The organism is Catenuloplanes nepalensis, from assembly GCF_030811575.1.
Taxonomy (GTDB): domain Bacteria; phylum Actinomycetota; class Actinomycetes; order Mycobacteriales; family Micromonosporaceae; genus Catenuloplanes; species Catenuloplanes nepalensis.
In genome coordinates this window covers 9347989-9374566 of record NZ_JAUSRA010000001.1, presented here as the reverse complement: position 1 = coordinate 9374566, position 26578 = coordinate 9347989, and the positions used below count along the sequence as shown (strand labels likewise).

Here is a 26578-nt window from a genome sequence, read left to right as displayed (position 1 = left end):
AGCCTCGCGGCAGGCCGCGGCACGGTCGGTGCGGCAGGCCGCGGGACGGTGCGCCCCGCGGCTGGGAGAGACGCTACGTGAAGGCGCGCTCACGCCACAGGTCCCGCGATACTCAATGGACTCGTGGATCATTACTCAATTCCGCCATTACGGTAACTGTGCGGAGCCATGCCCGGTCTATATGCTGCTCGGGTGCGTCCGTGGAGCTTCGTCGGCCGGACCCAGGAGTTGCAGCGCCTCGTCGCCGCCGCCACCAGCGGAAGCGAACGCGGCCTCATTTTCAGCGGTAGCGCCGGTATTGGCAAGAGTCGACTTCTCCGAGAGGGGGTCGACGTCCTTCCCCGCGACGATTACGCGACGTGGTACGCGTCAGCGAACATCGCCACCGCGGGCCTGCCCTTCGGAGGTCTGGCACAGGTTCTCCCCGCCGACCAGCCGGTCGGTCTCTCACCGGCCGGGCTGCTGCGGTGGGCGATGGACTCCCTGGTGGAGCGCGCGGTCGGCCGTCGGATCGTGCTCGCGATCGATGACGCGCACCTGCTCGATCCCACCTCGGCCGCGCTGGTCTACCTGATCGCCCGCTCCGGTCACGCCACCGTGCTCGGCACGCTGCGGAGCGGGGAGCCGGTGCCGCTGCCCATTCGGGCTCTGTGGACCGACGATCTGGTGGACCACGCGGAACTGTCGCCGCTGACCATCGCGGACACCACGCACATGCTGGGCGAGATGCTCGGCGGCGAGATCGAGTCCGCGTCCGCGGAGCGGCTGTGGCGGATGTGCCTGGGCAACGCGCTCTTCCTGCGCGAGCTGGTGATCGCGGCACAGACCGGCGACGAGATGACCGAGCACTTCGGCGTGTGGCGGTGGACCGGCAAGCTGGAGCTGGCGCCGGACCTGACCGACCTGATCGACACCCGGATCGGCCGGCTCAGCCCGGACGTGCGGACCGCGGTGGAGCTGGTCGCGCTCGGCGAGCCGCTCGGCCTGGACCTGCTCACGAAGATAATCCGGCCCGCCGAGGTGGAGATCGCCGAGGAGCGCGGCCTGATCCGGGTCACCTCCGACGACCGGCGGCACAACGTGCGCCTGGCCCACCCGCTGTACGGCGAGGTGGTGCGCCGCCGCTGCCCGGTCAGCCGCAGCCGCCGGCTCACCGCGCAGCTCGCGGACGCGGTCGAGGGCGTGGGCGCGCGCCGCCGCGACGACCTGCTCCGGGTCGCGGTGTGGCGCCTCGACTCCGGCACCGCGAAGGACCCGGCGTTGCTGCTCGGCGCCGGCATGCAGGCGTACAGCCGGTTCGACGTGCCGCTCGCGCTGCGCCTGTCCAAGGCCGCGGTGGACGCGGGCGGCGGGTTCCCGGCCGCGGAGCTGCTGGCCACACTGCTGATGTTCGCCGACCAGCCGGATGACGCGGTGGAGGTGATCGAGTCGGTCTGGGACGAGGCGCACACCGACGAGCGCAAGACCCGGTGGTACTCGGCGCGTGCCCTGATCTGCTTCTGGGGGCTGAGCCGGGAGAAGACGATCACGGAGATCTCCGAGGCGGTCGGCGGGCTGAGAGACGCCAACCACCGCTCCCGGCTGCGCGCGTTCGAGTCGATGATGCGCTTCCACCAGATGGAGCACGAGGACGCGCTGAACATCGGCCGGGCCGTGCTGGACCGCCCGGCCACCGACGGGATCAGCCGCGCGCTGGTCTACAGCATGCTCACCCACCTGCGGGCCGCACGCGGCGAGCTGGCCGACAGCGACCGCGCCGCGTCCCGGGTGATCGCCGACCTGGCGTCCTGGCAGACCGAGATGCCGTACATCAAGGTCGCGATGGAGCTCGGCCGCGGCACCCGGCTGATCCTCGGCGGCGACCTGCGCAGCATCGACGAGATCGTGGCGGACGAGTTCGCGGACCTGGCCGACGCGGGCGAGTTCCGGCTCGGCTCCGGTTACGTCTCGGTGCTGCGCGCCCAGGCGGCCCGGCTGCGCGGGCGGACCGGCGACGCGCTGCGGCACAGCCTGCAGGCCTGCGCGATGCTGGCGGCCAGCAAGGTCTTCGCCGGGCTCGCGCACGCGGAGCGCGCGATGGCGGCGGCGCTGCGCGGCGAGGCGGCTCTCGCGGCCGAGGCGATGGCGGACTCCGACCGTACCCACGGCACCAACATGATCATCCTGTATCCGTGGCGGGAACAGGCCCGGGCGTGGACGCTCGCGTCCGCCGGTGACCTGGCCGGGGCGGTGGACACGCTGCGGCGGCTGTCCGAGCGGCTGCGCGAGGACGCGATGGCGGGTCACGAGCTGTACGCGCTGCACGACCTGGTCCGGCTCGGCTTCCCAGCGCTGCCGCTGTCCGTGCCGAAGGGGACCACGACCACAGCCCCGGAGGTCGTCAGCGTCACGGTCGCGGAGCGGCTCGCGGAGCTGGCCCGGCAGGTTGGCGGCCCGATGCCGTCGCTGTTCTCCCGGCACGCGCGGGCCGCGGCCGGCGAGTCCGAGGCCGAACTGCTCTGGGTCGCGGATCAGTTCGCCCGGCAGGACTTCCTGCTCTACGCGGCGGAGGCGACCGCGACCGCGGCCCGGCTGCTGCGCGACCAGCGCTCGCCGCAGACCCAGCTGGTCAACACGCGGCTGGCCGAGCTGAAGCAGCGCTGTCAGCTGATCGACACGCCCGCGCTGCGCGTCGACCGGGTGCGGCTGACCGAGCGCGAGCGGCAGGTGGCGGAGCTGGCCTCGACGGGCACGCCCAGCAAGGAGATCGCGGAGCAGCTGTTCCTCTCCGCCCGCACGGTGGAGAACCATTTGCAGCGCGTGTACGTGAAGCTCGGTGTGACCGGCCGCGCCGAACTACCGGTCGCGCTTCAATCCATCTCAGAATGAGTTAGACTCCTCACAGCGCTAACCGCGTCCGGTGGCATACGCTGGACCACGTGACTGCTACCACCTCGCTGCTGACCGACCACTACGAGCTGACGATGATCAGCGCGGCCCTGAGCGACGGCACCGCCGACCGTCAGTGCGTGTTCGAGGTCTTCGCGAGGCGGTTACCGACCGGCCGCCGCTACGGCGTGGTCGCCGGCACCACCCGCCTGATCGAGATGATCAAGGACTTCCGCTTCGATCCGGCCGAGATCGAGTTCCTGCGCCGCACGAACGTGGTCGACGAGCCGACCGCCTCCTGGCTCGCGGCCTACGAGTTCAAGGGCGACATCGACGGGTACGCGGAGGGAGAGCTCTTCTTCCCCGGCTCGCCGATCCTGACCGTGGCCGGCACGTTCGCCGAGTGCGTGGTGCTGGAGACGCTGATCCTCTCCGTGCTCAACCACGACTGCGCGATCGCGGCCGCGGCCACCCGCATGGTCACGGCGGCCCGCGGCCGGAGCGTGATCGAGATGGGCTCGCGGCGCACCCACGAGGAGGCGGCCACCGCGGCGGCCCGCGCGGCATACCTGGCCGGCTTCACCGCCACCTCCAACCTCGCGGCCGGGCTGCGCTACGGCGTGCCGACCGCGGGCACCTCCGCGCACGCGTTCACGCTGCTGCACGACGACGAGCCGGCCGCGTTCGCGTCGCAGGTCAAGGCGCTCGGCACCGGCACCACGCTGCTCGTCGACACGTACGACATCAGTCAGGGCATCCGCAACGCGATCGCGGCGGCCGGCACCGAGCTGCGCGCGATCCGGATCGACTCCGGCGACCTGTCCGTGCTCGCCCAGCAGTCCCGCGAGCTGCTCGACTCGCTCGGCGCCACGGAGACCAAGATCGTCGTCTCCGGCGACCTGGACGAGTACGCGATCGCCGCGCTCGCGGCCGAGCCGGTCGACATCTACGGCGCCGGCACCTCCGTCGTCACCGGCTCCGGCGCGCCCACCGCCGGGCTGGTCTACAAGCTGGTCGAGGTCGAGGGCCGCCCGGTCGTGAAGCGCTCGGAGAACAAGCGCACGGTCGGCGGCCGCAAGACCGCGGTGCGCCGGCACAAGCCGACCGGCACCGCGACCGAGGAGATCGTGGTCTCCCAGGGCGTGCCGGACCACCTGCCCAACGACCGCCTGCTGCAGCACTCCTACGTGGCGAACGGCGAGTTCCTGGCGGCGCCGACGCTGGCCGACGCGCGCGAGCATCTCCGCCAGTGCCTGATCTCCATCCCGTGGGAGGGCCTCAAGCTCTCGGCCGGCGATCCCGCGATCCCGGTCGTCATGGTCTCCGCAAGCTGAAAGGCACCGCCGTGACTCGTGCTCTGATCATCGTCGACGTGCAGAACGACTTCTGCGAGGGTGGCTCGCTCGCCGTGAACGGCGGCGCCGGGGTGGCCGCGGCCATATCCGAGGCGCTGACCGGCGGCGGCTGGGACCACGTGGTGGCGACCAAGGACTACCACATCGACCCGGGCGCGCACTTCTCCGCGAACCCGGACTTCGTCGACTCGTGGCCGGCCCACTGCGTGGCCGGCACGGACGGTTCCGAGTTCCACCCGGCGCTGGACACCTCGCGCATCGAGGCGGTCTTCCACAAGGGCCGGCACGCCGCGGCGTACTCCGGCTTCGAGGGCGCCACGCCCGACGGCGCGCGGCTCGCCGAGTGGCTCCGCGAGCGGGACGTGACCGCGGTCGACGTGGTCGGCATCGCCACCGACCACTGCGTGCGGGCCACCGCGCTGGACGCCTCCGCGGCCGGTTTCGACACCACCGTGCTGCTCGGCCTGACCGCGGGCGTAGCACCCGCGACCACGGAGAGCGCGCTGGCTCAGCTCGCCGAGGCGTCCGTCACGATGAACGGTAAACCAGTGGTACTTCCGGCGTAACAGACGCGAGCATGGCCGCATGGGTCTTCGGGCGTACGGCAGTGTGTTGCGACTGCGCGGCGTGGCCGCGCTGCTGCTGATCGGTTTCCTCGCCCGGATCCCGATCACCGCGACCTCGATGGCGCTGACCCTGCACGTCGTCGACGAGCAGGGCCGGGGCTACGCCGCGGCAGGCCTGGTCGGCACCGCGATGACCGTGGGCAGCGCGATCGGCGCGCCGTGGCTCGGCCGCTGGGCCGATCGCGTCGGCATGCGCCCGGTCATCGTGCTCACCGGCGTGGCCGGCAGCGCGTTCTGGCTGCTGTCACCGCGGCTGCCGTTCGGCTGGCTGCTCGCCACCGCGGCCCTGGGCGGCCTGCTGATGCTGCCCGCGTTCTCGATCGTCCGGCAGGCGCTGACCGCGATGGTGCCGGAGGAGCACCGGCGGCAGGCGTTCTCGCTGGACGCGATGACGATCGAGCTGTCCTCCATGACCGGCCCGGCCGGAGCGGTGCTGCTGGCCACCACGGTCTCGGCGACCGCGGCCATGATCGCGATCGGCGGCGGGCTGGCCGTTTCCGCCGTGCTGCTGGTGCTGCTGAACCCGCCGGTCCGCGCCGCGCACGAGACGCCCGCGGATGCCTCACCGCCCGTCGCGCGGCGCGCCTGGCTGCGTCCGCCGCTGCTGATGGCGTACGCGATCGCGGCCGCCTCCACGCTGGTGCTGGCCGGCACGGACCTGGCGGTCGTGGCGGTGCTCCGCGACGGCGGCGAGGCTCACTGGACCGGACTGGTGCTCGGGGTCTGGGCCGCGGCGTCGCTGGCCGGCGGCTTCGTCTACGGCACGCTGCCCCGCCCGGCCGGCGCGATCGCCCTGCTCGCCGGGCTCGCGCTGCTCACCATCCCGGTCGGCCTGGCCGGCGGCGACTGGTGGCTGCTGGCGCTCGCACTGATCCCGGCCGGCGCGCTCTGCGCGCCCACGCTCACCGCCACCACGGAGCAGGTCAGCGCGCTCGCCCCGGCCTCGGCCCGCGGCGAGGCGCTCGGCCTGCACGGATCGTCGCTGACCGTCGGCATGGCGATCGGCGCGCCGCTGACCGGCGCGGTCATCGACTCCTTCGGCGGCGGCTGGGGCTTCGCCGCGGTCGGCCTCGCCGGCCTGCTGATCGCGCTGGCCGCGCTCCCGGTCGTGCGCCGCACCCGCGCACCCCTGCCGCACGGGCACACCGAGATCGCCCCGGCCCCACTCCCCACCAAGGCGTAACCACCGCACCGGCCGCCTGCTCTCGGGTAAGCAGAGCGCGCACCGGTCCAGCTCTCGCCCCCAGATCAGGGCGTCCTCCATGTCGTCAGAACGACATGGAGGACGCCCTGATCACGGTTTGCCTGGCCACGGCGGAACCAGCAGGGAGGCCGCCGCCCGCGGCCGGCCGGTGCCGCAATGCCACTCAGCCTGTTTCGATCTTGAAGTAGTGCGGTCGGCCGCACTCCTCTGGCCAGCAGGAATACTGTCGGTTCGATCCAGGTTCCGAGGTCACCTGTGCTGTCGGTGCGCATCGCGCACGGCCGCCGGCGCCGCAACACCGCCGGCGGCGGGCATAGCCGTACCCCCTCCGATGCGCCCCCGGCGCCTGATGCCCGAAATCTCCTAATAGGGCGGCCGAGCGCCTGCCTGGCGACGCCACGAATTCCCTGATGACCTTGGGCCTGACGCCTGAGTGATCAATCAGTGGAGCAAAAGAGCGATCAACTTCGATTTTTGATCTATCTTTTGCTCCACTGATTGATCACTCAGGTCGCGGCGGCGACACCTCGCGGGCGGGTAGTCCGCGCCGGAGGGTCGGATGTCGCGATATTTCGCGCGCGGGGCGCCTGGTTGCCGCGCGCGGGGCGCCTGGTTGCCGCGCGCGGGGCGCCTGGTTGCCGCGCGCGGGCTTGGGTGGGCCCGCGCTCCCGGCCCGAAGGGACGGGCAACGGAATCCGTCCGAGGGATGGGCGACCGCGCAGCACCAGCGGCCAGTCCCGCCAGCTCTCCAGCCAGGCGCAGAGGTGGACCGGCGGCGTCGCGCGGATCCCGGCGAGGTGCTTACGAAAGCGTAGGTCGACGCCCCTGATCAACTTAACCCAGGTGGCATTGGACCGGTGCCCGCAGGAGCACTCGGAACGCGCCAACGCCGGGAGCGGGAAGAAGGGCTTGATGGCAAAAACCCGGCAGCCAGCCGGGCGGAGAACCGGCACCCGGCAGGACATGAGCCCGGCTGCCAGTCGGGCCGGCAGAAGGCTGGCAGTGGGCCGCCGTCAGGTGCGCGGCTGTGCGGCGACGCGCTCGCGCTCGCGCACGGCCGGCTGGCGCGGCACCGTGGTCGTCGCCGGGATCGGCACCGGGGTGACGGCGGCCGGGCGCGCGAGGCGGCGGCGTATCAGCAGGGCGGCGGTGCCGAGCACGACGGCCGCGATGGCGTAGCCGCCGATCATCGCGGTCACGCCGCCGGTGAGCGGCGGCAGGGCCACCGCGATCAGCGCGCTGACCCCGGCCACCCGGAGACGGCTGCGGCGGGTGCGGGCCGCGACGGCGAGCGGAAGGACGGCCCACAACACGTACCACGGCTGGACGACGGCGCCGCAGAGCAGCGCGGCCGTGAAGATCAGGCCGAGGCCGCGGATCGGCTCCAGGCGGCGGCGGAACATGGCGACCAGCAGGCCGATCACCACCGGGACGCAGACGACGAGACCGATCGCGTTCGCCACGGTCACCGCGACAGGGGTGACACCGGTGCCGGCGACCGCGCCGATGAGCAGGCCGGTGGCGGTGGTCGGCGCCATCCAGCTGTAGACGGAGAGCGAGCCCAGCGGGCCCGTGATCCAGCCGAAGCCGGCGATCATGGAGAGCGCGCCGGTGCCGAGGACCGCGCCGGTCACCACGCCGGTCATCAGCGGGGCGGGCCGGTCGAGACGGTGCGCGATCGCGACCAGCACGACGCAGAACGCGGCGCCGGCCACGAACTTGATGTCCGCCGCGAGCGTCAGCAGCACCGCGCCGGCCGCCAGCCGCAGGTGCGCGACCAGGCGATCCGACTCGCCGCCCGCGTGGATCCGGTCGACGGCGGCGAGCGCCAGCTCCAGGCCGGTCAGCATCAGGCCGAGCATCAGCGCGTCGTTGTGCACGCCCGCGACCAGGTGCCACAGCACCAGCGGATTGAGCAGGCCGAGCCAGACCGCGACGCCCGGGGACCCGCCGGCGCGCACCGCGAGCCGCGGCAGCGCCCACGCGATCAGCACCACGCCCGCCAGCGCGACCAACCGGTACGCCAGGACGCCCGCGCCCAGGTTCTCGCCGGTCAGCAGCGCCACGCCGCGCGACAGCAGCATCCAGGCCGGGCCGTAGGGCGCGGGCGTGTCCGCCCAGTAGTGGCTCACCTGCGCGGTGAAGACCGAGTCGGCGCCGAGCGCGGAGGCCGGCCCCGACCGGTACGGGTCGAGGCCGAGCGCGGCGGTCGCACCCTGCGCCAGGTAACTCCACACGTCGCCGCTGAACAGCGGGCGCGCGAGCAGCAGCGGCGCGGCCCAGGCGGCAGCCACCGCGTAGAGCGTGCGCGGCGTCAGGTGGGCCGCGCGGCGCCCGGCGAGGAACCAGGCGCCGACCACCGCCCCCATGGCGACCAGGCCGACCGCTATCGTGATCGCGGACGGCCGGTAGACACCGGCCGTGACGACGGCGAGCGTCGCGGTGGCCGCCGACCCGGTCACCGCCAGCAGGCCGATCGAGGCTGGCACGGTCTGCGTTACCCGCGGCGGCGCACCGGGCAGCGACATCTGCTGAATCGCGTTCTGCCTGCTCATAGCGTTACACCCTCCGTGTATACACGCAGTGTAGTCCTAGATCCAAGGTTGCCCTATTCCGCGTCGGGAAACCTCTGTCCGGAGGAGGGGAAGCGGGCCGATCACATCGGCCGAAAGTCATAGCCGGTCACGCAGTGCAGGCGCGAATCGCGTCCTCCAGGATGTCCAGCCCGGCGTGCAGCTCGCCGTCGGTGATGGTCAGCGGCGGCGCGATCCGGAAGATTCCGCCCATCCCGGGCAGCTGGACGATGTTCATGTGCAGTCCCCGCTCCAGGCAGGCGGACGTGACGGCCGCGCCCAGCGCCTCGGCCGGCTCCCTGCTCTGCTTGTCCCGGACCAGCTCGATGCCCTGCAACAGCCCTCGGCCGCGCACGTCGCCGACCACCTCGCAGGCGTCGCGCAACGCCAGCAGCCGCGCGGTCAGCTGCCCGCCGAGCGCGGCCGCGCGCGCGACCAGGCCGTCCCGCTCGACCACGTCGAGCACGGTCAGCGCGACCGCGGCGGCGAGCGGGTCGGAGACGTGCGTGGTGTAGAAGAGGAAGCCGCGCTCGTGGCAGGCCGTCTCTACCGCGGCGCTCGCGACCACCGCGGCCACCGGCAGTCCGGCGCCGAGCGTCTTGGAGAGCGTCAGCACGTCCGGGACGACGCCGTCGCGCTCGAACGCGTACATCGTGCCGGTTCGCCCGATCCCGGTCTGCGCCTCGTCCAGGATCAGCAGCATGCCGCGCTCGTCGCACAGCTCGCGGAGCCGGCGCAGGTAACCGGCCGGCAGCTCGATGATCCCGCCGGACGACAGGATCGGCTCGACCAGGCAGGCCGCGAGACTGCCGGCGGACTGCTGGTCGACGAGCGCGAATCCGTAGTCGAGCTCGGCCGCCCAGTCGTACGTGCCGTCCGGGTTCCGAAACGGCGACCGGTAGGCGTTCGGCGTCGGCAGCACCAGGTTGCCCGGCGCGGCCGGCCCGTAGCCCCGCCGGCCGGCGGAGAACGTCGCGGACGCGGCACCGTGCGTCATGCCGTGCCAGGACCGGTCGAAGGAGACGATCTCGTACCGGCCGGTGGCGAGCTTGGCCATCTTGAGCGCGGCCTCGTTCGCCTCCGCGCCCGTGCTGAGCAGCAGCATCCGGTCCAGCCCGGCCGGGAGCGTGCCGACCAGGCGGGCCGCTAGGTCGACCACCGGGCGGCTGAGCATGCCGCTGTAGAGGTGGTCCAGCGACGCGACCGAGGAGGCGACCGTGGCCACCACGTCCGGGTGCGCGTGGCCGAGGATCGCGCTCATCTGCCCGGACGTGAAGTCGAGGATCGCGCGGCCCTCGCTGTCATAGACGTAGGCGCCCTCGGCACGCTCGATGATCCGCGGCGTGAACGTCGCGCCGTAGCGGATCAGCAGCCGGTCCGCGTCAGCCCAGAAGGTCGTCATCCCTCATTCTTGATCGACACGACCGGTGCCACAAGCAGACGAAAACCCTGACCGCGCAGCGGCCACGCCGGAAAGCGGGAAAGGCAAAAGCCCCCACCCGCGGGGTACGCGCGTGGGGGCCGGGAAGCAGCGGGAGAGTTACTTGTCGCTGTCGAGCGTGTGGTCCTTGTTCTCCTGGTACGTCGCGCCGCCGTCGGACTCGGCGCTGAGCGGCTTGGCGCCGCCCTCGGGCGGGCCGGCCACGGACTGGTGCCCGGCGGCCAGCTCCGGGAACTTCGCGTCGAAGGCCGGCCGCTCGGAGCGGATGCGCGGCATGCGGTCGAAGTTGCGCAGCGGCGGCGGGCTGGACGTGGCCCACTCGAGGCTGTTGCCGTGACCCCACGGGTCGTCCACCGTGACCAGCTTGCCGGCCTTGTAGGACTTCCAGCAGTTGTAGAGGAACGGCAGCGTGGAGAGGCCGGTGATGAACGCGCCGACCGTCGAGATCATGTTGAGCTCGGTCCAGCCGTCGTTGACCTGGTAGTCGGCGTAGCGGCGCGGCATGCCCTCGTTGCCGAGCCAGTGCTGCACCAGGAACGTGGTGTGGAAGCCGATGAACGTCAGCCAGAAGTGCAGCTTGCCGAGGCGCTCGTCCAGCATCCGGCCGAACATCTTCGGGAACCAGAAGTAGATGCCGCCGTAGACGGCGAACACGATGGTGCCGAAGAGCACGTAGTGGAAGTGGGCGATCACGAAGTACGAGTCGGAGACGTGGAAGTCGATCGGCGGGCTGGCGAGCAGCACGCCGGACAGGCCGCCGAAGAGGAACGTCGTGAGGAAGCCGATCGCGAACAGCATCGGGGTCTCGAAGCTGATCTGGCCGCGCCACATCGTGCCGATCCAGTTGAAGAACTTCATGCCGGTCGGGACCGCGATCAGGAAGCTCAGGAAGCTGAAGAACGGCAGCAGGACCTGGCCGGTGGCGAACATGTGGTGCGCCCACACGGACATCGACAGCGCGGCGATCAGCAGCGTGGCCGCGACGAGGCCCTTGTAGCCGAAGATCGGCTTGCGGCTGAAGACCGGGATGATCTCCGAGATGATGCCGAAGAACGGCAGCGCGATGATGTACACCTCGGGGTGTCCGAAGAACCAGAAGAGGTGCTGCCAGAGCATCGGCCCGCCGGTCTCCGGGTTGAAGACCTGGGCGCCGAGGATGCGGTCCGCGGCCAGCGCGAAGAGCGCGGCGGCCAGGAACGGGAAGACCATCACCACGAGCAGGCTGGTGACCAGCATGTTCCACGTGAAGATCGGCATCCGGAACATGGTCATGCCGGGCGCGCGCAGCGTCAGGATCGTCGTGATCAGGTTGACCGCGCCGAGGATGGTGCCGAGGCCGGACAGCGCGAGACCGACGACCCACATGTTCGCGCCGACGCCCGGGCTGTGGATGCCGTCGGACAGCGGCGTGTAGGCGAACCAGCCGAAGTCGGCGGCGCCACCGGGCGTGAGGAAACCGCCCATGGTGATCGTGCCGCCGAATAGGTACAGCCAGTACGCGAACGCGTTGAGCCGCGGGAACGACACGTCCGGCGCGCCGATCTGGATCGGCACGATGTAGTTGCCGAACGCGAACACGATCGGCGTCGCGAAGAACAGCAGCATGATCGTGCCGTGCATCGTGAACATCTGGTTGTACTGCTCAGGCGACAGGAACTGCAGCCCCGGCGCGGCGAGCTCGGCGCGGATCAGCAGCGCCATCAGACCGCCGAGCAGGAAGAACACGAAGGACGTGATCAAGTACATGATCCCGATCTGCTTCGCGTCCGTCGTGCGCAGGATGCGCGCCAGCGCCGATCCCTTGACGGGTTTATGCACCGGCCAGGGCCGGGTGACGATCGGCTTCGGTGCGACGGTGGTCACGAGCAGCCTCCGGTCTTCGAGCTCACCACGTGGGCACGACGCACAGTTGATCTGCAGACGTACCTCTCGGGCAGAATAATCCTTCCGGATGCCCCTGTAGGCACGGGGTGACCAAACGCGCCGTTGACGGCGTGTGCTTCCTCTACGCTGGATCGCGCAGGGGTGCGTAGTAATCGCGGAAGATGCGGTCGCCTCGCTTACGCAGCAACGGGTCGCGCGTGTCGGGCGCGACGTCGCCGGTGCGGTCCCGATCGCGGGTGCGGTCCAGAACCCAGCGGGTGCGCGGGCGGCGGCGCTTCTCGTAGGAGGCGAGCGCGGCGGGCAGATCGCCGGCGTGCGTGCGCAGCACCTCGGCCAGCACTATCGCGTCTTCGAGCGCCATCGCGGCACCCTGCGAGAGCGTGGGCGAGGTGGAGTGCGCGGCGTCGCCGACCAGCAGCACGCGGCCGCGGGACCAGCCGGCGACCTCGACCTCCTCGGGCGCGGCGAGCTGCACCTTCTCCAGAGCGTCGAGCACGGCGGGGACGGGCCCGCCGTACCCGCCGAAGACCTCGCGGACCCGGCCGAGCCCGTCGTCCGGCAGCGTCGCGTGCTCCGGGACCGTCTCGTGTGCGTAGCAGTACAGCCGGCGGTCGCCCATCGGCATCACCACGAAGCTGGAGTGCGCTCCGAGCAGGCCGGTCCAGTCCGCGAGCGGCGGGCCGCCGTGCACGACGCTGCGGTAGACGAACTGGCCGGTGCGACGGGCCGTGCCGCCGAGGCCGGCCAGCGCGCGAATCGTGGAGCGGCGGCCGTCCGCACCGATGACCAGGTCGTACTCCGTGCGGGTGCCGTCCGCGAAGTCCACCTTGACCGGGCCGCCCTCGTCGAGTTCCAGGCCGGTGACCGCGGTGTTGTGACGAACGACTCCGCCGACCGCGGTGACGAGCACCCGCTGGAGGTCGGCGCGGGGCAGCGCGCGGGACTCGCCGACGCCGTCCCAGAGTGCGCCGAGGTCCAGCTCGCAGAGCGGCTCACCGGCGGAGTCGCGGATGGACTGACGGTGGATGACCGCGCCGAGCGGACGCAGCGGGCCGGTGAGTCCGAGCCCGGCGAGCGCGCGGGTGGCGTTACCGGGGAGGAATATCGCGGCGCCGGGGCCGGCCGAGGGCGGCTCGCGATCGACGACGTCGGGCCGGAGACCGGCCAAACGCAGGGCCCGGGCGACCCCGAGGCCGGCGATGCCGGCGCCGACGATCAGGATCCGCAGGGTGGTACCGGCCATGTGAGCGACGCCTCCGAGGGGTGGGCACGCGTTGAAGCCAAGAGATTACTCGCCGCGAACGGCACCATGGTAGAGGCCCATGACCGGTCCTGCCGTCGGGTGACCACGGGTTCGCATATTTGCGCAGCTCAACACGCGGCCACCAGACGTGGAAGTTCTATCGCTGGACCCGCGCGCCCCTGCCCCCGACCAGCGCCTCGACCTCACGCAGCGAGGCCGTCGACGTGTCACCGGGCGTGGTCATGGCCAGCGCGCCGTGCGCGGCGCCGTACTCCACGGCCTTTTCGATGCCGAAGCCCTCGAGCAGCCCGTAGATCAGGCCGGACGCGAAGCTGTCGCCGCCGCCGACCCGGTCCATGATCTCCAGTCCGGGACGGTGCGTGGCCTCGGCGAACGTGCCGTCCTGCCAGGCAATCGCACCCCAGTCGTTGACCGTGGCGGTCTTCACGGTGCGCAGCGTCGTCGCGACGACCTGGAAGTTCGGGTAGTCCTTCACGGCCGCCTCGATCATGGAGCGGAACGCGGCGGTCTCCAGGTTGTCCAGGTTCTCCGAGACGCCGTGCACCTCGAAGCCGAGACTCGCGGTGAAGTCCTCCTCGTTGCCGATCATCACGTCGACGTACCGTGCGAGGTGGCGGTTGACCTCCTGCGCGCGGTCCTTCCCGCCGATCGCCTGCCAGAGGCTGGGCCGGTAGTTCAGGTCGTAGGAGACGATCGTGCCGTGCCGGTGCGCGGCCTCCATCGCGGCCTCGATCACGTCCGGCGTGGTCTCGGACAGCGCGGCGTAGATGCCGCCGGTGTGCAGCCACCGGACGCCGAGCGTGCCGAACAGGTGCTCCCAGTCCACGTCGGACGCCTTGAGCTGGGACGCGGCGGTCAGGCCACGGTCGGAGACGCCGACCGCCCCGCGAACGCCGAAGCCACGCTCGGTGAAGTTGAGGCCGTTCCGCACGGTCCGGCCGATGCCGTCGTACTTCGCCCAGTGCACGAACGACGTGTCCACGCCGCCCTGCAGCACCAGGTCCTCCAGCAGCCGGCCGACCTCGTTGTCCGCGAACGCGGTGACCACGGCGGTGCGCTTGCCGAACGCGCGGCGCAGGCCACGGGCCACGTTGTACTCCCCGCCGCCCTCCCAGGCCCGGAACGAGCGCGCCGTCTTGATCCGGCCCTCGCCCGGGTCGAGACGGAGCATGATCTCGCCGAGGCTGACCGCGTCGAACGCGGCGTTCTCCCTGATCGTCAGCATGCGGCGGCCTCCTTGAGCGCGGCGGCGGTGCGGGCGGCGACCTCGGCCCAGTCCTGGGCGGCGAGCAGGTCGGGGGCGACCATCCAGGTGCCGCCGACCGCGAGCACGGACTTCAGGCCCAGGTAGTCGGCGAGGTTCTTCGTGGTCACGCCGCCGGTCGGGATGAACCGAACATTGGCGAACGGCGCGGAGAGCGCCTTGATCATCGGCGCGCCGCCGAGCTGCTCGGCCGGGAAGAACTTGACCGTGGTCAGGCCCGCGTCCAGCGCCATCTGGATCTCGGTGCCGGTGGCGATGCCCGGGAAGATCGGGACGCCGAGGGTCTTGCAGCGCTCAACCACTCGCGAAGAAAAACCCGGGCTGACCACGAACTTCGCGCCGGCCTCCACGGCCTGGTCGACCTGTTCGACGCGGGTCACCGTCCCGGCGCCGACCAGCAGCTCCTCGCGGCGGGCCATGGCCCGGATCGCGTCGGCGGCGGCGTCGGTGCGGAACGTCACCTCGACGCTGCGCAGGCCGCCCGCGAGCAGCGCGTCGGCGAGCCCGTCGGCCGCGGAGGCGTCGTGGAGCACGACCACCGGCAGGATGCGCCCGGCCTCGATCGTCTGTTCAAGATGGCGAACGTCAGTCACGTATGTGACCATAGCCCTCGGACCGCGCCCTGTGTCAAGGCTGGCGACAATGGGCCTGTGCAGGAGGGAAGCGCCGTGACAGACGAGTGGCAGCCGGTGAAGTCCGCGGACCGGACGCTGGAGATCCTGGAGCGGCTCGCCGCCCACCCCGGCCGCTCATTGGTCGAGCTGGCCCGCGACCTGGACATCCCGAAGAGCTCGCTGCACGGCATCCTGCGCACCATGGCGCGGCGCGGCTGGGTGACGACCGACCCGACCGGCACCCGATTCGGCCTCGGCATGCGCGCGCTGCAGGTCGGTGCCGCCTACATCGAGGCGGACGACGCGGTCGGCCTGCTCGCCACCGTGCTGGACCGGCTGTCCGAGGAACTGGGCGAGACCGTGCACCTCGGCCGGCTGGACGGTCCGAACGTGGTCTACATGGCCAAGCGCGAGTCGATCCACCCGCTGCGGCTCTACAGCGCGATCGGCCGGCACCTGCCCGCGCACGCGACCGCGCTCGGCAAGGCACTGCTCGCCGGACTGCCGGCCGGCGAGGTCGACGCGCTGCTCCCCCGGCCGCTGCCGGCACTGACCGCGCACACGATCACGGACCCGGGCGCGCTGCGCACGGAACTGAGCGCGATCGCGGCGCGGGGATGGTCGGTGGACCGGCAGGAGAACACGGACGGGATCGTCTGCTTCGCGATGACGGTGCCGCTGCGGGCGCCGGCCACGGACGCGATCAGCATCTCTATCCCGGCAGCGCGGGTGAACGGGACCACCGAGGAGCGCGTGCTGGATGCGCTACGGCGCGGGCTCGCGGGAGTGCGGGCGGCGCGGGCGCTGCTCTCGTAGCCCCGCGCGGCGTCAAGCCCGCGCGGGGAACTGGACTTAAGAAGAAGAAAAGGCGCCTGTGGGTTGCCTGGGGTTTTCGGGCGTGTAAATCTGTGAGGGCCCCTGGGAGCGCTCCCGGTGCTGGTCGCCCAGCCTGCGCCGGTTCAACAGGCGCTGCACCGTTTCAACGGCTCGTCACATCGACGGGCGTTCGAACCCCGGGGTGCGAACGGACCCCACCATCCGGCTCCACGGACACCTTCGTGAGGACTCTACCCATGAAACGACCGATCCGCGCCATCGCGGCGGCCGCGCTGCTACTGGCGGGCACCGCCACCGCGTTCGTGATCAACAGTGCCGCCAACGCGGCCACCGAGATCTGCGCGCAGTACGGCTCCACCACGATCCAGAACCGGTATGTCGTGCAGAACAACCGCTGGGGCACCTCGGCGGAGCAGTGCATCAACGTGACCGACAACGGCTTCTCGATCACGCGGCAGCAGGGCGTCGGCAACACCAGCGGCGCGCCGGTGTCGTACCCGTCGGTCTTCCTCGGCTGCCACTACACGAACTGCTCGCCGGGCACGAACCTGCCGATCCAGGTGAGCGCGATCAACAACGCGCGTAGCTCGATCGACTACACGTTCGTCAACGGCGCCACCTACAACGCGTCGTACGACATCTGGCTCGACCCGTCGCCGAAACGAGACGGCGTCAACCAGATGGAGATCATGATCTGGTTCAACCGGCAGGGGAACATCCAGCCGATCGGCTCGCCGGTCGGCAGCGCCACGGTCGGCGGCCGGACCTGGGAGGTCTGGCAGGGCAGCAACGGGTCGAACAACGTCATCTCGTACCTGGCGCCGTCCGCGATCACGTCCTGGGACTTCAGCGTGCTGGACTTCATCAACGACATCCGCAACCGGGGCGCGATCACCAACTCGTGGTACCTGACCAGCATCCAGGCCGGCTTCGAGCCGTGGATCGGCGGCGCGGGCCTGGCGGTCAACTCGTTCTCGGCCTCGGTCAACGGTCCGGGCACGAATCCGACAACGGTGCCGCCCACCAGTTCGTCCCCGACGCCGCCCAGCACGACCTCGCCGCCGCCCGGTCCGGCCGGGGGATGCACGATCGCCTATGAGACGAACGCCTGGAACAGCGGCTTCACCGCGAACGTGACCGTGCGGAACACCGGCACCGCCGCGATCAACGGCTGGGACCTCGGATTCACGCTTCCGTCCGGGCAGCAGATCGGAAATTCTTGGAATGCCACCGTTACGCAGAACGGGCAGACTGTCTCTGCGAAGAACATCGCCTGGAACGGCGTGATCGCCGCCGGTGGCTCCGCGACGTTCGGGTTCCAGGCCAGCTCGACGAGCGCGTTCACGGAACCGGGCGCGTTCACTTTGAACGGCACAGCCTGCGCGGTCGCCTAACCCCCGCGCAGTTCCCACAGGGGAGGGGCCGGCCCGCACCGGCCCCTCTCCGCTAGCTCCGGGGGCGACCCCCGGACTCCCCACGGTCTGGTGGGCGCTTTGCGTGGCCGGGTTGCGGGCCGTGGTTGGTTGCTTTCGTCTGCTGACGCCGGGGCGCGATGCGCTGCCGGGCCGGGAGTATGGCCGTGCCTCCCGTCTGCTGACGCCGGGGCGCGATGCGCTGCCGGGCCGAGAGTATGGCCGTGCCTCCCGTCTGCTGACGCCGGGGCGCGGTGCGTTGTCCGGTGTGGGTCGTCCTGCATATGCGGGCAAATTTCGGGTAGGTCGGTTCGGTGGGTGACGTGACCGTTGTCGTGGCCAGCCGGAATCGGCGTGAGCAGCTGCTGCGCTATCTGCCGAGGCATGAGGCGCCGGTGATCCTGGTGGACAACGGGTCGGAGGACGGGACGGCGGACGCGGTCTCGGAGGCGCTGCCGCATGTGCACGTGGTGCGGTCGGCCACGAATCTGGGTGCGGCCGGGCGCAATGCCGGTGTGGAGCTGGCGGAGACGCCCTATGTGGCGTTCGCGGACGACGACTCGTACTGGGAGTCGGGGTCGCTGGGTAAGGCGGCCGCGCTGCTGGACACGCATCCGCGTGCGGCCCTGCTGACCGGGCAGGTGCTGGTCGGGGCGGACGGACGCGGCGATCCGATCTCCGCGGCGATGGAGGCGGCGCCGCTCGGCACGCCCACGGATCTGCCCGGGCCGGAGGTGCTCGGCTTTCTCGCGTGCGCGGCCGTGGTGCGCAGGGACGCGTTCCTCGCGGCCGGTGGATTCAACCCCACGCTGCACGTGTACGGCGAGGAGGCGCTCCTCGCCATGGACCTCGCGGCGGCGGGGTGGGGGCTGGCGTACGTACCGGCGCTGACGGTCCGGCACCTGCCGCTCCCGGCGGGACGTGACGTCGAGAGCCGCCGGCGCCGGCAGGCCCGCAACGATCTGCTCACCTCGTGGCTGCGCCGCCCGCTGCCGGTCGCGGCCTCGGCGGCCCGGTCGGCCTGGCGCGCCGGCGGTGCCGCCCGTGCCGGGCTGGCCGACGCGGTGCGGTTGCTGCCGTGGGTGCTCCGGCACCGCCGGCCGCTCCCGGCGCACGTCGAAGCCGCGGTCCGCATGCTCGCCGCGGCCGATCCCGGCCGCGCGTAAGAGCCCGGCCGCGCGTAAGAGCCCGGCCGCGCGTAAGAGCCCGGCGCACCGGCGTTCAGCTGGACCGCCGCGCTCACGCTGGATCCGCTGAGCGAGCGGCGGTCAGCCGTGTGTGCAGATCAGCGCGACCGTGGCGCCGGTGGCGACCATCAGGGCGAGCGTGACCGCGGCGTATCGCAGGCGGTGCAGGAACAGCAGGCGGCGGTCGTGGAGGCGGCGATCGGGGCAGGGCTCCGACGGCGTGGCGGCGAGCGGTGCGGCCGGCATCGGCCCGGCGGACACCGGTGACGGGCGCGGACTCGGGGTGACGTTGCGGCCGGGGGCGCCACGGTATCGGCGCGAGGCCTGGTTGATCGAGGGGCGCGGGGGTGGATCGGTCGGCGGCGGCTGGCTCGTCACCGAAGCATTTTCGAGTGCGGGACGCGGCATTGACAACATAAAATGCCGATTCGCACATGTCCCGTTTCGGACGCCTTGGAAGAAGCGTTTCACGCAATTCCCATGTTGTTCAGCTTCCGGCGACTGAGCGACACTAGCCAATGACTACGGGTATTTACTATGGTCGGCGACGGGCGAGAGCCTGTATCGCGACGTGCGGCCAGGCGGAGCCCGGGCCACGCCGCAGCCCGGCTCCCACGTCTGTGCGGGCTCTGAGGGAGGTGCTGGTGGCCGAGGAGATCGTGCCATTCACCGGCGACCCCGACTCGGTCGTGCACGCAGCCGAGCGGGCGCGCGCCAGTCCGTACCCGCTGATTCTGATCGGGCCCGGAGAGACCACGGACGGTCATTCCCGGCGCATCCGGGAGTTGTTCGCCGCGGTCGAGTCGATAGCGACGCGACCGGTCCGGCTGAGTCACGGCACATACGACGCCGGCCCGGCCCCCGCGCACGTGCTGCGCGCGCTCGGCCTGCCGCCGGGCATGGACCCGCCCCCGGTCGGCGCGATCAATCCGTACCTGCTGGTCACCTCGGGTGAGGTCTTCCGGCGCGGGCTGCGGGCCGGGCTGCCGGCACCGGTGCTCACCCGGACGATCAGCTGCACGCGGGCGCCGTGCCCCGCCACCGCCCACTGCGGGCACTGCCCGGCCTGCCTGACCCGCCGGGCCGGGCTGTGGGCCGCGCTCGGCCGTGACAACACGCCGTACCTGTCCGATGCATGGAACGTTGCCGATCACGACGGCACTCTCCGTGATCACGAGTCGATCCGCGACTGGCTCCGCCGTGACCTCACCGGCGTTGAACTGCGGATTCCTGCCACCGCCCCGCCGGAGACGTCGGCCGAACGGCTGCGTGCCGCAGTCGTTCGGGGCCGGATCGAGTTAAGGCGAATGTTCGACACCGAGGGTGGCCGAAGGTCGGAACCGTCGGCCGCATAGCCGATGGTTGCTCACCGAGCCGGTGGGCATGCGAACCGCTCAGCGGAGTTCGGGCGCGGCGAACGCGAGCAGAATCAGCCTTGCGCGGCCGTCCGGCACCATCGGGCGCCGTCTCCACCGACCGGCAGGACCTGTCCGGCGCCGCGGCCCACCGGCCGCGCCCGGAGACAAGGGGGCGCTTCGATGCCCGGCAACCACACCGACCCGCTGGCCGAGCTGCTCGCAGCCGGCGCGGCCACCGTGGAGAGGCCGCACCTCGGCGCCGGCTACCGCGGATACGACACGCCGATGCCCAAGGGCGGGACCGTGGATCTGCGCATCGTCATGCACTGGCGGCACTCCGGGAAGATCACGGTGGACGGCCTGGGACGGCTCGCGTTCCCGGTGCTGCCGGACCGGCCCGGTCTCTACCGTTTCACCTGGATGGACTCGATCTGCGGGCACCGCACGTTCGTCGGCGAGACCGGCAACCTGTGGCGGCGGCTCATCGCCTACCGGCACCCGGGCCCGGGCTCGGTCAGCGATCAGTACGTCAGCGACCTGCTGTTGACCCACCTGAACGCGGGCGGCACCGCCGACGTGGCGATCGCCATGTACGGCGCGCTGCACGTCGGCGGTGCCGAACGGGAGCTTGATCTGGCTTCCGTGGCGTCCCGCGAGCTCGCCGCCAACGCCGCGCTCATGCAGTGCGCGGTCGCGGGCGACACCGACATCGTCAGCTAGAGCTCACTTGGACGGCGGCTCGTCCTTGCCGGCCTCCTCCAGCGCGTCCGCCTCCTCCTTGGTGGCGTGGACCGCGCCGTCCGCGTGCTCCGGCGGGCCGTAGACCGTGTAGAGCACGAGCGGGTTCGGCCCCTCGTTGGTGAAGTTGTGCTTGGCGCCGGCCGGGACGATGACCATGTCGCCCTGGCTGACCTTGCGGGTCTGGCCGCTGACCTTGGCCTGGCCGACACCGCTGACGAAGGTGAGGATCTGGTCCACCTCGTGGACCTCCTCACCGATCTCGCCGCCGGCCGGGATCGTCATGATCACGACCTGGGTGTGCTTGCCGGTCCAGAGGACGCGACGGAAATCCGAGTACTGTTCCGCGACGGTGGCGATCGTGTAGTGCTCCATGGTGTCAGTTCTACCCCCGTCGCCGCCTCGTCACTCGGGTCTTTCTACGTGGTCTTCAGCGCCCATCGGCCCGGCCGCTCGAGCCCGTCGACCGGCGGCGTGACCCGGTCGTGGCGGCGGGTGCGGAACAGCAGCAGGGAGAGCACGGCCGCGCCGAGCGCGAGCGCGCCCGCGACGTACCAGGCCAGGTCGTACTCGCCGAGCCGGTCGCGGACCAGACCGGCCCCGGTCGCCGCGATCGCGGCGCCGACCTGGTGCGAGGCGAAGACCCAGCCGAACACGACCGCGCCGTCCGCGCCGAAGTAGGTGCGGCACAGCGCCACGGTCGGCGGCACCGTCGCCACCCAGTCCAGGCCGTAGAAGAGGATGAAGACCAGCATGCTCGGTCCGCTGTCCGCCGCGAACAGCGTGGGCAGCACCAGCAGCGACAGGCCGCGCAGCGCGTAGTAGGCGCCGAGCAGGATCCGGCTGTCGAACCGGTCGGTCAGCCAGCCGGACGCGATCGTGCCGACGATGTCGAACACCCCGATCAGCGCGAGCAGGCCCGCGGCCGCGGTCTCGGCCATGCCGTGGTCGTGCGCGGCCGGGATGAAGTGCGTGCCGACCAGCCCGTTCGTGGTCGCGCCGCAGATCGCGAAACCACCGGCCAACAACCAGAACGCGCGGGTACGCGAGGCGGCGCCGAGCGCGCGCACCGCCCGTACCGCCGCGTTGCCCTGGGGTCTCTGCTCTTGATCTTCCGTGGAAGCGCCGTAGGCGGTCGTGCCCAGGTCGCGCGGGTGGTCCCGGAGGAAGAACCAGATCAGCGGTACGACCAGCAGCGCGGCCACGGTGACGGTCAGCGACGCGGTCCGCCAGCCGCTGTCGCGCACCAGCACGGCCAGGACCGGCAGGAAGATCAGCTGCCCGGCCGCGCCGCCCGCGGTCAGCACGCCGGTGACCAGGCCGCGCCGCTCGACGAACCAGCGCCCGGTCACGGTCGCCACGAACGACAGCGCCATCGAGCCGGTGCCGAGGCCGACCAGCACTCCCCAGCAGAGCAGCAGCTGCCAGCTTTCGGTCATGAACACGGTGAGACCGCTGCCGGTCGCGACCAGCAGCAGCGCGACCGCGGCGACCCGGCGGATGCCGAACCGGTCCATCAGCGCGGCCGCGAACGGCGCGGTCAGGCCGTAGAGCAGCAGGTTGACGCTGACGGCCGCGGAGATCACGGCGAGCGGCCAGCCGAACTCGGCGTGCAGCGGGTGCAGCATCACGCCGGGCGTGGCGCGGAAGCCGGCCGCGCCGACCAGCGCCACGAACGCGACGACCGCGACGAACCAGGCGGGGTGAATCCGATGAGAGCGCACGAGTACCGAGTCTCGGGCTCCGCGTTGATCCTCACTAGTGGCCCGCAGGCCATCGTGCGCAAGAATTGGGCCATGCCCTCCGACTCCCGGCACCTGGTTGCCGTGCTCGCGCTGCCCGGCGTCGTGCCGTTCGACCTGGGCACGGCCGTGCAGCTGTTCCGGTCCGCGCGCGACGCGGACGGCCACCGCCTCTACCGCACCCGGGTCTGCACGCCGGACGGCCGGGCGATCCTGGCCGGCGCGGGCATCCTGATCGCGCCGGAGGACGGCACCGGCCTGTCCCTGCTCGACGCGGCGGACACGATCGTGGTGCCGGGCGTCGACTCCGGGCCGCCGGTCGAGGAGGGCACGCTGGATCCCGCGGTCACGGCCGCGCTGCGGGCCGCACACGCGCGTGGTGCTCGGATCGTGTCGATATGCACCGCGTCGATGGTGCTGGCCGCGGCCGGCCTGCTCGACGACCGCCCGGCCACCACGCACTGGTGGTGGGTGGACACGTTCCGGCGGCTCTACCCGAGGGTGCGGCTGAACCCGGACGTGCTCTTCGTCGACGACGGCCCCGTGCTCACCTCGGCCGGCGTGGCCGCCGGGATCGACCTGTGCCTGCACATCATCCGCACCGACCACGGCAGCGAGGTGGCGAACCGGACCGCCCGCCGCTGCGTGGTGCCGTCCTGGCGGGAGGGCGGCCAGGCGCAGTTCATCGAGCGGCCGGTCCCGGTCTCCCCGGCCGGCGCGGACACGGCCGCGACCCGGAGCTGGGCGCTGGAACGGCTGGACTCGCCGCTGTCCCTGCCGGAGCTGGCCGGGCACGCGCGGATGAGCGTGCGCACGTTCACCCGCCGCTTCCGCGAGGAGACCGGCGTCAGCCCGAACCGCTGGCTGCTGCAACGGCGTCTCGACCTGGCCCGTCAGCTGCTGGAGAGCACGTCGCTGAACGTGGACCAGATCGCCCGGCGGTGCGGGCTGGGCACGGCCGCGTCGCTGCGGCAGCATCTGCACGCGGCGATCGGGGTGGCGCCGAGCGCGTACCGCCGGACGTTCAGCGCGGCCGCGCGCCGCTGACCGTGAGGCGGATGGCGTAGAGCGAGGTGGTCGCCGTGAGGTAGAGGTGGTTGCGCTTCGGGCCGCCGAACGTGAGGTTGGAGACGCCCTCCGGCACGTGCAGCTTGCCGATCAGCGTGCCGTCCGGGTCGAAGCAGTGCACGCCGTCGCTCGCGGCCGCCCAGACCCGGCCGCCGGAGTCCAGGCGCAGCCCGTCGAAGCTGCCGGCGTCGCAGACGCCGAAGACCACGCCGCCGGTCAGCGTGCCCTCGTCGGTGACCCGGAAGCGGCGGATGTGCCGGCGCGCGGTGTCCACGACGTACAGCAACGACTCGTCGAGGGAGAACGCCAAGCCGTTGGGCCGGTCGAAGTCGCCCGCGACCAGGCGCACCCCGCCGGTGGCCGGGTCCGCGCGGTAGACGTTGCAGGCGCCGATCTCGCTGGGCGACCTGTGGCCCTCGTAGTCGCTGTCGATGCCGTAGCTCGGGTCGGTGAACCAGATCGCGCCGTCCGAGTGCTCGACCAGGTCGTTCGGGCTGTTCAGGCGCCTACCACCGAACCGGTCCGCGATCACGGTGAGGCTGCCGTCGTGCTCGGTCCGGGTGACGCGCCGGTTGCCGTGCTCGCAGCTGACCAGGCGCCCGGCCCGGTCCATGATGTGACCGTTGGCGTACCCGGACGGCTCGCGGAACACGCCCACCACGCCGGTCGTCTCGTCGTACCGCAGGATCCGTTCGTTGGGGATGTCGCTGAAGACCAGGTAGCGGCCGGCCGGGAAGTAGGCCGGTCCCTCCGTCCAGCGGCAGCCGGTGTGCAGCCGCTCGATCCACCGGTCACCGCGGATCCCCTCGAATCGCTCGTCCAGGACCTCGAAGCGCGCACTCACCAGCTCGGTCATCCCGACAGGCTAAACCGGCGCGAGGGACGTAGCCTGTAGCGCGTGGTGGAGCGGGCGGAAGCGCGGCAGGTGCTGGCCGCGGGACGCCGGCTGCGGGACGCCGCCGAGCGGGTCGCGGACGGCGATCGGCACATTCGGGGCGAGGCGCGCGACGCCTACCTGCGGGAACGCGACCAGCTGCTGGCGCGGCACCTGGAGACGCTGCCGGTCTCGGCGCTGCGTGACGCGGGCGGCACGAAGATCCGGACCGGGCCGCTGGAGAAGGCCGGGCTGACCACGATCGGTGCGGTCCGCTCCCGGTCCGAGGCCGAGCTGGCGCAGATCCCCGGCCTGAGCGCGGGCAGCGCGCGGCAGCTGAAGGCCGTGGCCGAGCAGGTGGCGGAGGCGGCCGCCCGGTCGCTGGCCGTCCGGGTCAACTTTGACACGAAGGATCGGGCCGCGACCGCGCTGCTCACCGCGACGCACCGGGTGCTGCGCGCCGAGCCCGCGGTCGGCCCGGCGCGCGGACCGGCCCGGCGCCTGGTCGACGAGCTGGAGTCCGCGCTGCGCTCCGCGTCCGCCGCGGGCAGCCTGCTGCGGATGCTGTTCGCCGGCCGGGCCCGCAAGGAGCGCGCCGGGGCCGCGGTCGACCAGCTGCGACGGCTGGTCGAGGACGCGGAGCGGGAGAAGCTGCCCGCGAAGCTGGCCAAGGCCGAGCGGGCGATCCGCGAGCGCCCGGCGACGCCGCGCACGGTCTGGAAGGACTTCGAGAAGCGGTCCGCGGAGTACTACACGGCCTTCGGTGACCTCGGTGCCGAGCAGCCGGACGTGGACTCGTCGCAGGGCTTCCTGCCGACCGACATCACCGGCCGGGTGCGCCGCCAGGAGCTGGACGACACGTTCCGGACCGTGACGCTGCGCGGCTACCAGTCGTTCGGCGCGCGGTTCGCGCTGGCCCAGGGCCGGGTGATCATCGGCGACGAGATGGGCCTCGGCAAGACCGTCCAGTCGATCGCCGCGATGGCGCACCTGCGGGCCCGCGGCGAGACGCACTTCCTGGTGGTCTGCCCGGCCAGCGTGATGGTCAACTGGACGCGCGAGGTCGCCGACCGCAGCAAGCTCACCGCATGTCTGCTGCACGGCGGCCAGCGCGGCGCGAACCTGCGCACCTGGATGGAGGACGGCGGCGTCGCGGTCTCCACCGTCGACTCGCTGCACACGCTGGAGGTTCCGGAGCAGACCCGGGTCGGGCTGATGGTGGTCGACGAGGCGCACTACGTGAAGAACCCGGACACGCGCCGGTCCAGGGCCGTGCGTGAGTGGACCGATCGGGTGCCGCGGGTGATCTTCCTGTCCGGCACGCCGATGGAGAACAAGCTGGACGAGTTCCGCAACCTGATCGGCTACCTGCAGCCGCGCGTGTCGGACGGGCTGGACCTGGCCGAGACCGCGGCCGGGCCGGTGGCGTTCCGGCGGGCGGTCGCGCCGGTCTACCTGCGGCGCAACCAGGAGGACGTGCTCAAGGAACTACCCGAGCTGGTGCGGGCCGAGGAGTGGTCGGAGTTCAATCGGGCCGAGTTCTCCGCGTACCGGGAGGCGGTCGCGGCCGGGAACTTCATGGCGATGCGGCAGGTCGCGTTCACCGCCGACCCGGGTGGCTCCGGCAAGATGCAGCGGCTCAGGGAGCTGGTCATCGAGGCGCGGGAGAACGGCCGCAAGGTCGTGATCTTCTCCAACTTCCGCTCCGTGCTGACCGAGGTGATCGAGCTGCTCGGGCCGGGCGCGTTCGGGCCGCTGACCGGCTCGACCCCGGTCGAGGAGCGGCAGAAGCTGGTGGACGCGTTCAGCGCGGTTCCCGGCCACTCGGTGCTGATCAGCCAGATCCAGGCCGGCGGCACCGGCCTGAACATCCAGGCCGCGTCCGTGGTGATCCTCTGTGAGCCGCAGATCAAGCCGACCATCGAGGACCAGGCCGTGGCCCGCGCGCACCGGATGGGCCAGGTCCGCTCGGTCCAGGTGCACCGGCTGCTCACCGAGAACGGCCCGGACCAGCGCATCCTGGAGATCCTCCAGCAGAAGCGCCACCTCTTCGACGAGTACGCCCGGCACAGCGAGGTGGCCCGCTCCTCCCCCGACGCGGTCGACGTCGACCTGGCCAAGTCCGTGATCGCCGAAGAACAACGCCGCCTCGCGGTCTGAGTCATCTTCCCGCTTCCGGCGTGGTGCGGACCGCACGCTCCCGCGGGCACCGGTCACCGCATGGGCAGAGTGTTCACTCCGGTCGAGGTGCGGGGGTCGGGGCGGCAGC

General features: G+C 71.7%; 21 protein-coding genes. 11 read left to right on the top strand and 10 right to left on the bottom strand.

Annotated features, from left to right (window positions below; all coding sequences use genetic code 11):
- The first annotated feature begins 192 nt into the window (after window positions 1-192).
- Genes J2S43_RS40850 through J2S43_RS40835 form a run of 4 tightly spaced genes read left to right on the top strand, consistent with a single transcriptional unit; the run spans window position 193 to window position 6032 of the window.
- Window positions 193-2868, top strand: a complete 2676-nt coding sequence (locus J2S43_RS40850) for a helix-turn-helix transcriptional regulator (protein WP_306838677.1) — start codon at window positions 193-195, stop codon at window positions 2866-2868.
- Between the two features lie 50 nt (window positions 2869-2918).
- Window positions 2919-4202: a nicotinate phosphoribosyltransferase gene (locus tag J2S43_RS40845; protein WP_306838675.1), complete on the top strand. Its 1284-nt coding sequence runs from the start codon at window positions 2919-2921 to the stop codon at window positions 4200-4202.
- Window positions 4203-4213: 11 nt separating this feature from the next.
- A complete protein-coding gene (locus J2S43_RS40840; RefSeq protein ID WP_306838674.1) occupies window positions 4214-4789 on the top strand; it encodes a nicotinamidase in 576 nt (191 codons plus the stop codon).
- Window positions 4790-4808: 19 nt separating this feature from the next.
- Complete coding sequence (locus J2S43_RS40835) at window positions 4809-6032, top strand: MFS transporter (RefSeq protein WP_306838673.1); 1224 nt, start codon at window positions 4809-4811, stop codon at window positions 6030-6032.
- Between the two features lie 1034 nt (window positions 6033-7066).
- Here the strand turns inward: J2S43_RS40835 and mptB are convergent.
- The 6 genes from mptB to eda form a co-directional block, all read right to left on the bottom strand.
- A complete protein-coding gene (mptB, locus tag J2S43_RS40830) occupies window positions 7067-8608 on the bottom strand; it encodes a polyprenol phosphomannose-dependent alpha 1,6 mannosyltransferase MptB (protein WP_306838672.1) in 1542 nt (513 codons plus the stop codon).
- Between the two features lie 127 nt (window positions 8609-8735).
- Window positions 8736-10028, bottom strand: a complete 1293-nt coding sequence (locus J2S43_RS40825) for an aspartate aminotransferase family protein (RefSeq protein WP_306838671.1) — start codon at window positions 10026-10028, stop codon at window positions 8736-8738.
- 138 nt (window positions 10029-10166) lie between these two features.
- Window positions 10167-11930 (bottom strand): aa3-type cytochrome oxidase subunit I, encoded by a 1764-nt coding sequence (ctaD, locus tag J2S43_RS40820; protein ID WP_306838669.1) that lies wholly within the window; start codon window positions 11928-11930, stop codon window positions 10167-10169.
- Window positions 11931-12072: 142 nt separating this feature from the next.
- Window positions 12073-13194 (bottom strand): FAD-dependent monooxygenase, encoded by a 1122-nt coding sequence (locus J2S43_RS40815; protein WP_306838668.1) that lies wholly within the window; start codon window positions 13192-13194, stop codon window positions 12073-12075.
- 157 nt (window positions 13195-13351) lie between these two features.
- A complete protein-coding gene (locus tag J2S43_RS40810) occupies window positions 13352-14440 on the bottom strand; it encodes a sugar kinase (protein WP_306838666.1) in 1089 nt (362 codons plus the stop codon).
- Complete coding sequence (gene eda / locus J2S43_RS40805; RefSeq protein WP_306838664.1) at window positions 14434-15072, bottom strand: bifunctional 4-hydroxy-2-oxoglutarate aldolase/2-dehydro-3-deoxy-phosphogluconate aldolase; 639 nt, start codon at window positions 15070-15072, stop codon at window positions 14434-14436. Before eda ends, J2S43_RS40810 begins: the two co-directional genes overlap by 7 nt.
- 75 nt (window positions 15073-15147) lie before the next feature.
- Between eda and J2S43_RS40800 the strand changes: the two genes are divergently transcribed.
- The 3 genes from J2S43_RS40800 (at window position 15148) to J2S43_RS40790 (ending at window position 18508) form a co-directional block, all read left to right on the top strand.
- Window positions 15148-15909, top strand: a complete 762-nt coding sequence (locus J2S43_RS40800; RefSeq protein WP_306838662.1) for an IclR family transcriptional regulator — start codon at window positions 15148-15150, stop codon at window positions 15907-15909.
- Window positions 15910-16166: 257 nt separating this feature from the next.
- A complete protein-coding gene (locus J2S43_RS40795) occupies window positions 16167-17324 on the top strand; it encodes a glycoside hydrolase family 12 protein (RefSeq protein ID WP_306838661.1) in 1158 nt (385 codons plus the stop codon).
- 341 nt (window positions 17325-17665) lie between these two features.
- Window positions 17666-18508, top strand: coding sequence for a glycosyltransferase family 2 protein (locus J2S43_RS40790; protein ID WP_306838658.1), 843 nt, complete (start codon window positions 17666-17668; stop codon window positions 18506-18508).
- A 102-nt stretch (window positions 18509-18610) separates the two neighbouring features.
- On the opposite strand, the gene J2S43_RS40785 is transcribed toward J2S43_RS40790, so the two are convergent.
- Window positions 18611-18907, bottom strand: coding sequence for a hypothetical protein (locus J2S43_RS40785; RefSeq protein ID WP_306838656.1), 297 nt, complete (start codon window positions 18905-18907; stop codon window positions 18611-18613).
- A gap of 266 nt (window positions 18908-19173) precedes the next feature.
- Between J2S43_RS40785 and J2S43_RS40780 the strand changes: the two genes are divergently transcribed.
- Both J2S43_RS40780 and J2S43_RS40775 read left to right on the top strand, forming a co-directional pair.
- Complete coding sequence (locus J2S43_RS40780; RefSeq protein WP_306838655.1) at window positions 19174-19884, top strand: hypothetical protein; 711 nt, start codon at window positions 19174-19176, stop codon at window positions 19882-19884.
- A 183-nt stretch (window positions 19885-20067) separates the two neighbouring features.
- Window positions 20068-20607: a hypothetical protein gene (locus J2S43_RS40775; RefSeq protein ID WP_306838653.1), complete on the top strand. Its 540-nt coding sequence runs from the start codon at window positions 20068-20070 to the stop codon at window positions 20605-20607.
- Between the two features lie 3 nt (window positions 20608-20610).
- Here J2S43_RS40775 and J2S43_RS40770 read toward each other — a convergent pair whose 3' ends face one another.
- Both J2S43_RS40770 and J2S43_RS40765 read right to left on the bottom strand, forming a co-directional pair.
- On the bottom strand, window positions 20611-21000 hold the full coding sequence (locus J2S43_RS40770) for a cupin domain-containing protein (RefSeq protein WP_306838651.1): 390 nt from the start codon (window positions 20998-21000) through the stop codon (window positions 20611-20613).
- A 44-nt stretch (window positions 21001-21044) separates the two neighbouring features.
- Complete coding sequence (locus tag J2S43_RS40765; protein WP_306838649.1) at window positions 21045-22349, bottom strand: MFS transporter; 1305 nt, start codon at window positions 22347-22349, stop codon at window positions 21045-21047.
- Window positions 22350-22421: 72 nt separating this feature from the next.
- Between J2S43_RS40765 and J2S43_RS40760 the strand changes: the two genes are divergently transcribed.
- Window positions 22422-23414: a GlxA family transcriptional regulator gene (locus J2S43_RS40760; protein WP_306838647.1), complete on the top strand. Its 993-nt coding sequence runs from the start codon at window positions 22422-22424 to the stop codon at window positions 23412-23414.
- Here J2S43_RS40760 and J2S43_RS40755 read toward each other — a convergent pair.
- The gene (locus tag J2S43_RS40755) at window positions 23392-24291 is read right to left on the bottom strand and encodes an SMP-30/gluconolactonase/LRE family protein (protein WP_306838645.1); all 900 of its coding nucleotides are present in this window, start codon (window positions 24289-24291) and stop codon (window positions 23392-23394) included. The genes J2S43_RS40760 and J2S43_RS40755 overlap by 23 nt on opposite strands.
- Before the next feature lie 42 nt (window positions 24292-24333).
- Here J2S43_RS40755 and J2S43_RS40750 point away from each other — a divergent pair, with 42 nt between their 5' ends.
- Complete coding sequence (locus J2S43_RS40750; RefSeq protein ID WP_306838643.1) at window positions 24334-26469, top strand: DEAD/DEAH box helicase; 2136 nt, start codon at window positions 24334-24336, stop codon at window positions 26467-26469.
- Window positions 26470-26578 lie beyond the last annotated feature (109 nt).

Bases quoted from the DNA above. Each gene is read 5' to 3' on its own strand.
- J2S43_RS40835 (WP_306838673.1), top strand. From the start codon at position 4,809: ATGGGTCTTCGGGCGTACGGCAGTGTGTTGCGACTGCGCGGCGTGGCC.
- J2S43_RS40775 (WP_306838653.1), top strand. From the start codon at position 20,068: ATGCCCGGCAACCACACCGACCCGCTGGCCGAGCTGCTCGCAGCCGGC.
- J2S43_RS40760 (WP_306838647.1), top strand. From the start codon at position 22,422: ATGCCCTCCGACTCCCGGCACCTGGTTGCCGTGCTCGCGCTGCCCGGC.
- J2S43_RS40795 (WP_306838661.1), top strand. From the start codon at position 16,167: ATGAAACGACCGATCCGCGCCATCGCGGCGGCCGCGCTGCTACTGGCG.
- J2S43_RS40810 (WP_306838666.1), bottom strand. From the start codon at position 14,440: ATGCTGACGATCAGGGAGAACGCCGCGTTCGACGCGGTCAGCCTCGGC.
- J2S43_RS40825 (WP_306838671.1), bottom strand. From the start codon at position 10,028: ATGACGACCTTCTGGGCTGACGCGGACCGGCTGCTGATCCGCTACGGC.
- J2S43_RS40755 (WP_306838645.1), bottom strand. From the start codon at position 24,291: ATGACCGAGCTGGTGAGTGCGCGCTTCGAGGTCCTGGACGAGCGATTC.
- J2S43_RS40815 (WP_306838668.1), bottom strand. From the start codon at position 13,194: ATGGCCGGTACCACCCTGCGGATCCTGATCGTCGGCGCCGGCATCGCC.
- mptB (WP_306838672.1), bottom strand. From the start codon at position 8,608: ATGAGCAGGCAGAACGCGATTCAGCAGATGTCGCTGCCCGGTGCGCCG.
- J2S43_RS40770 (WP_306838651.1), bottom strand. From the start codon at position 21,000: ATGGAGCACTACACGATCGCCACCGTCGCGGAACAGTACTCGGATTTC.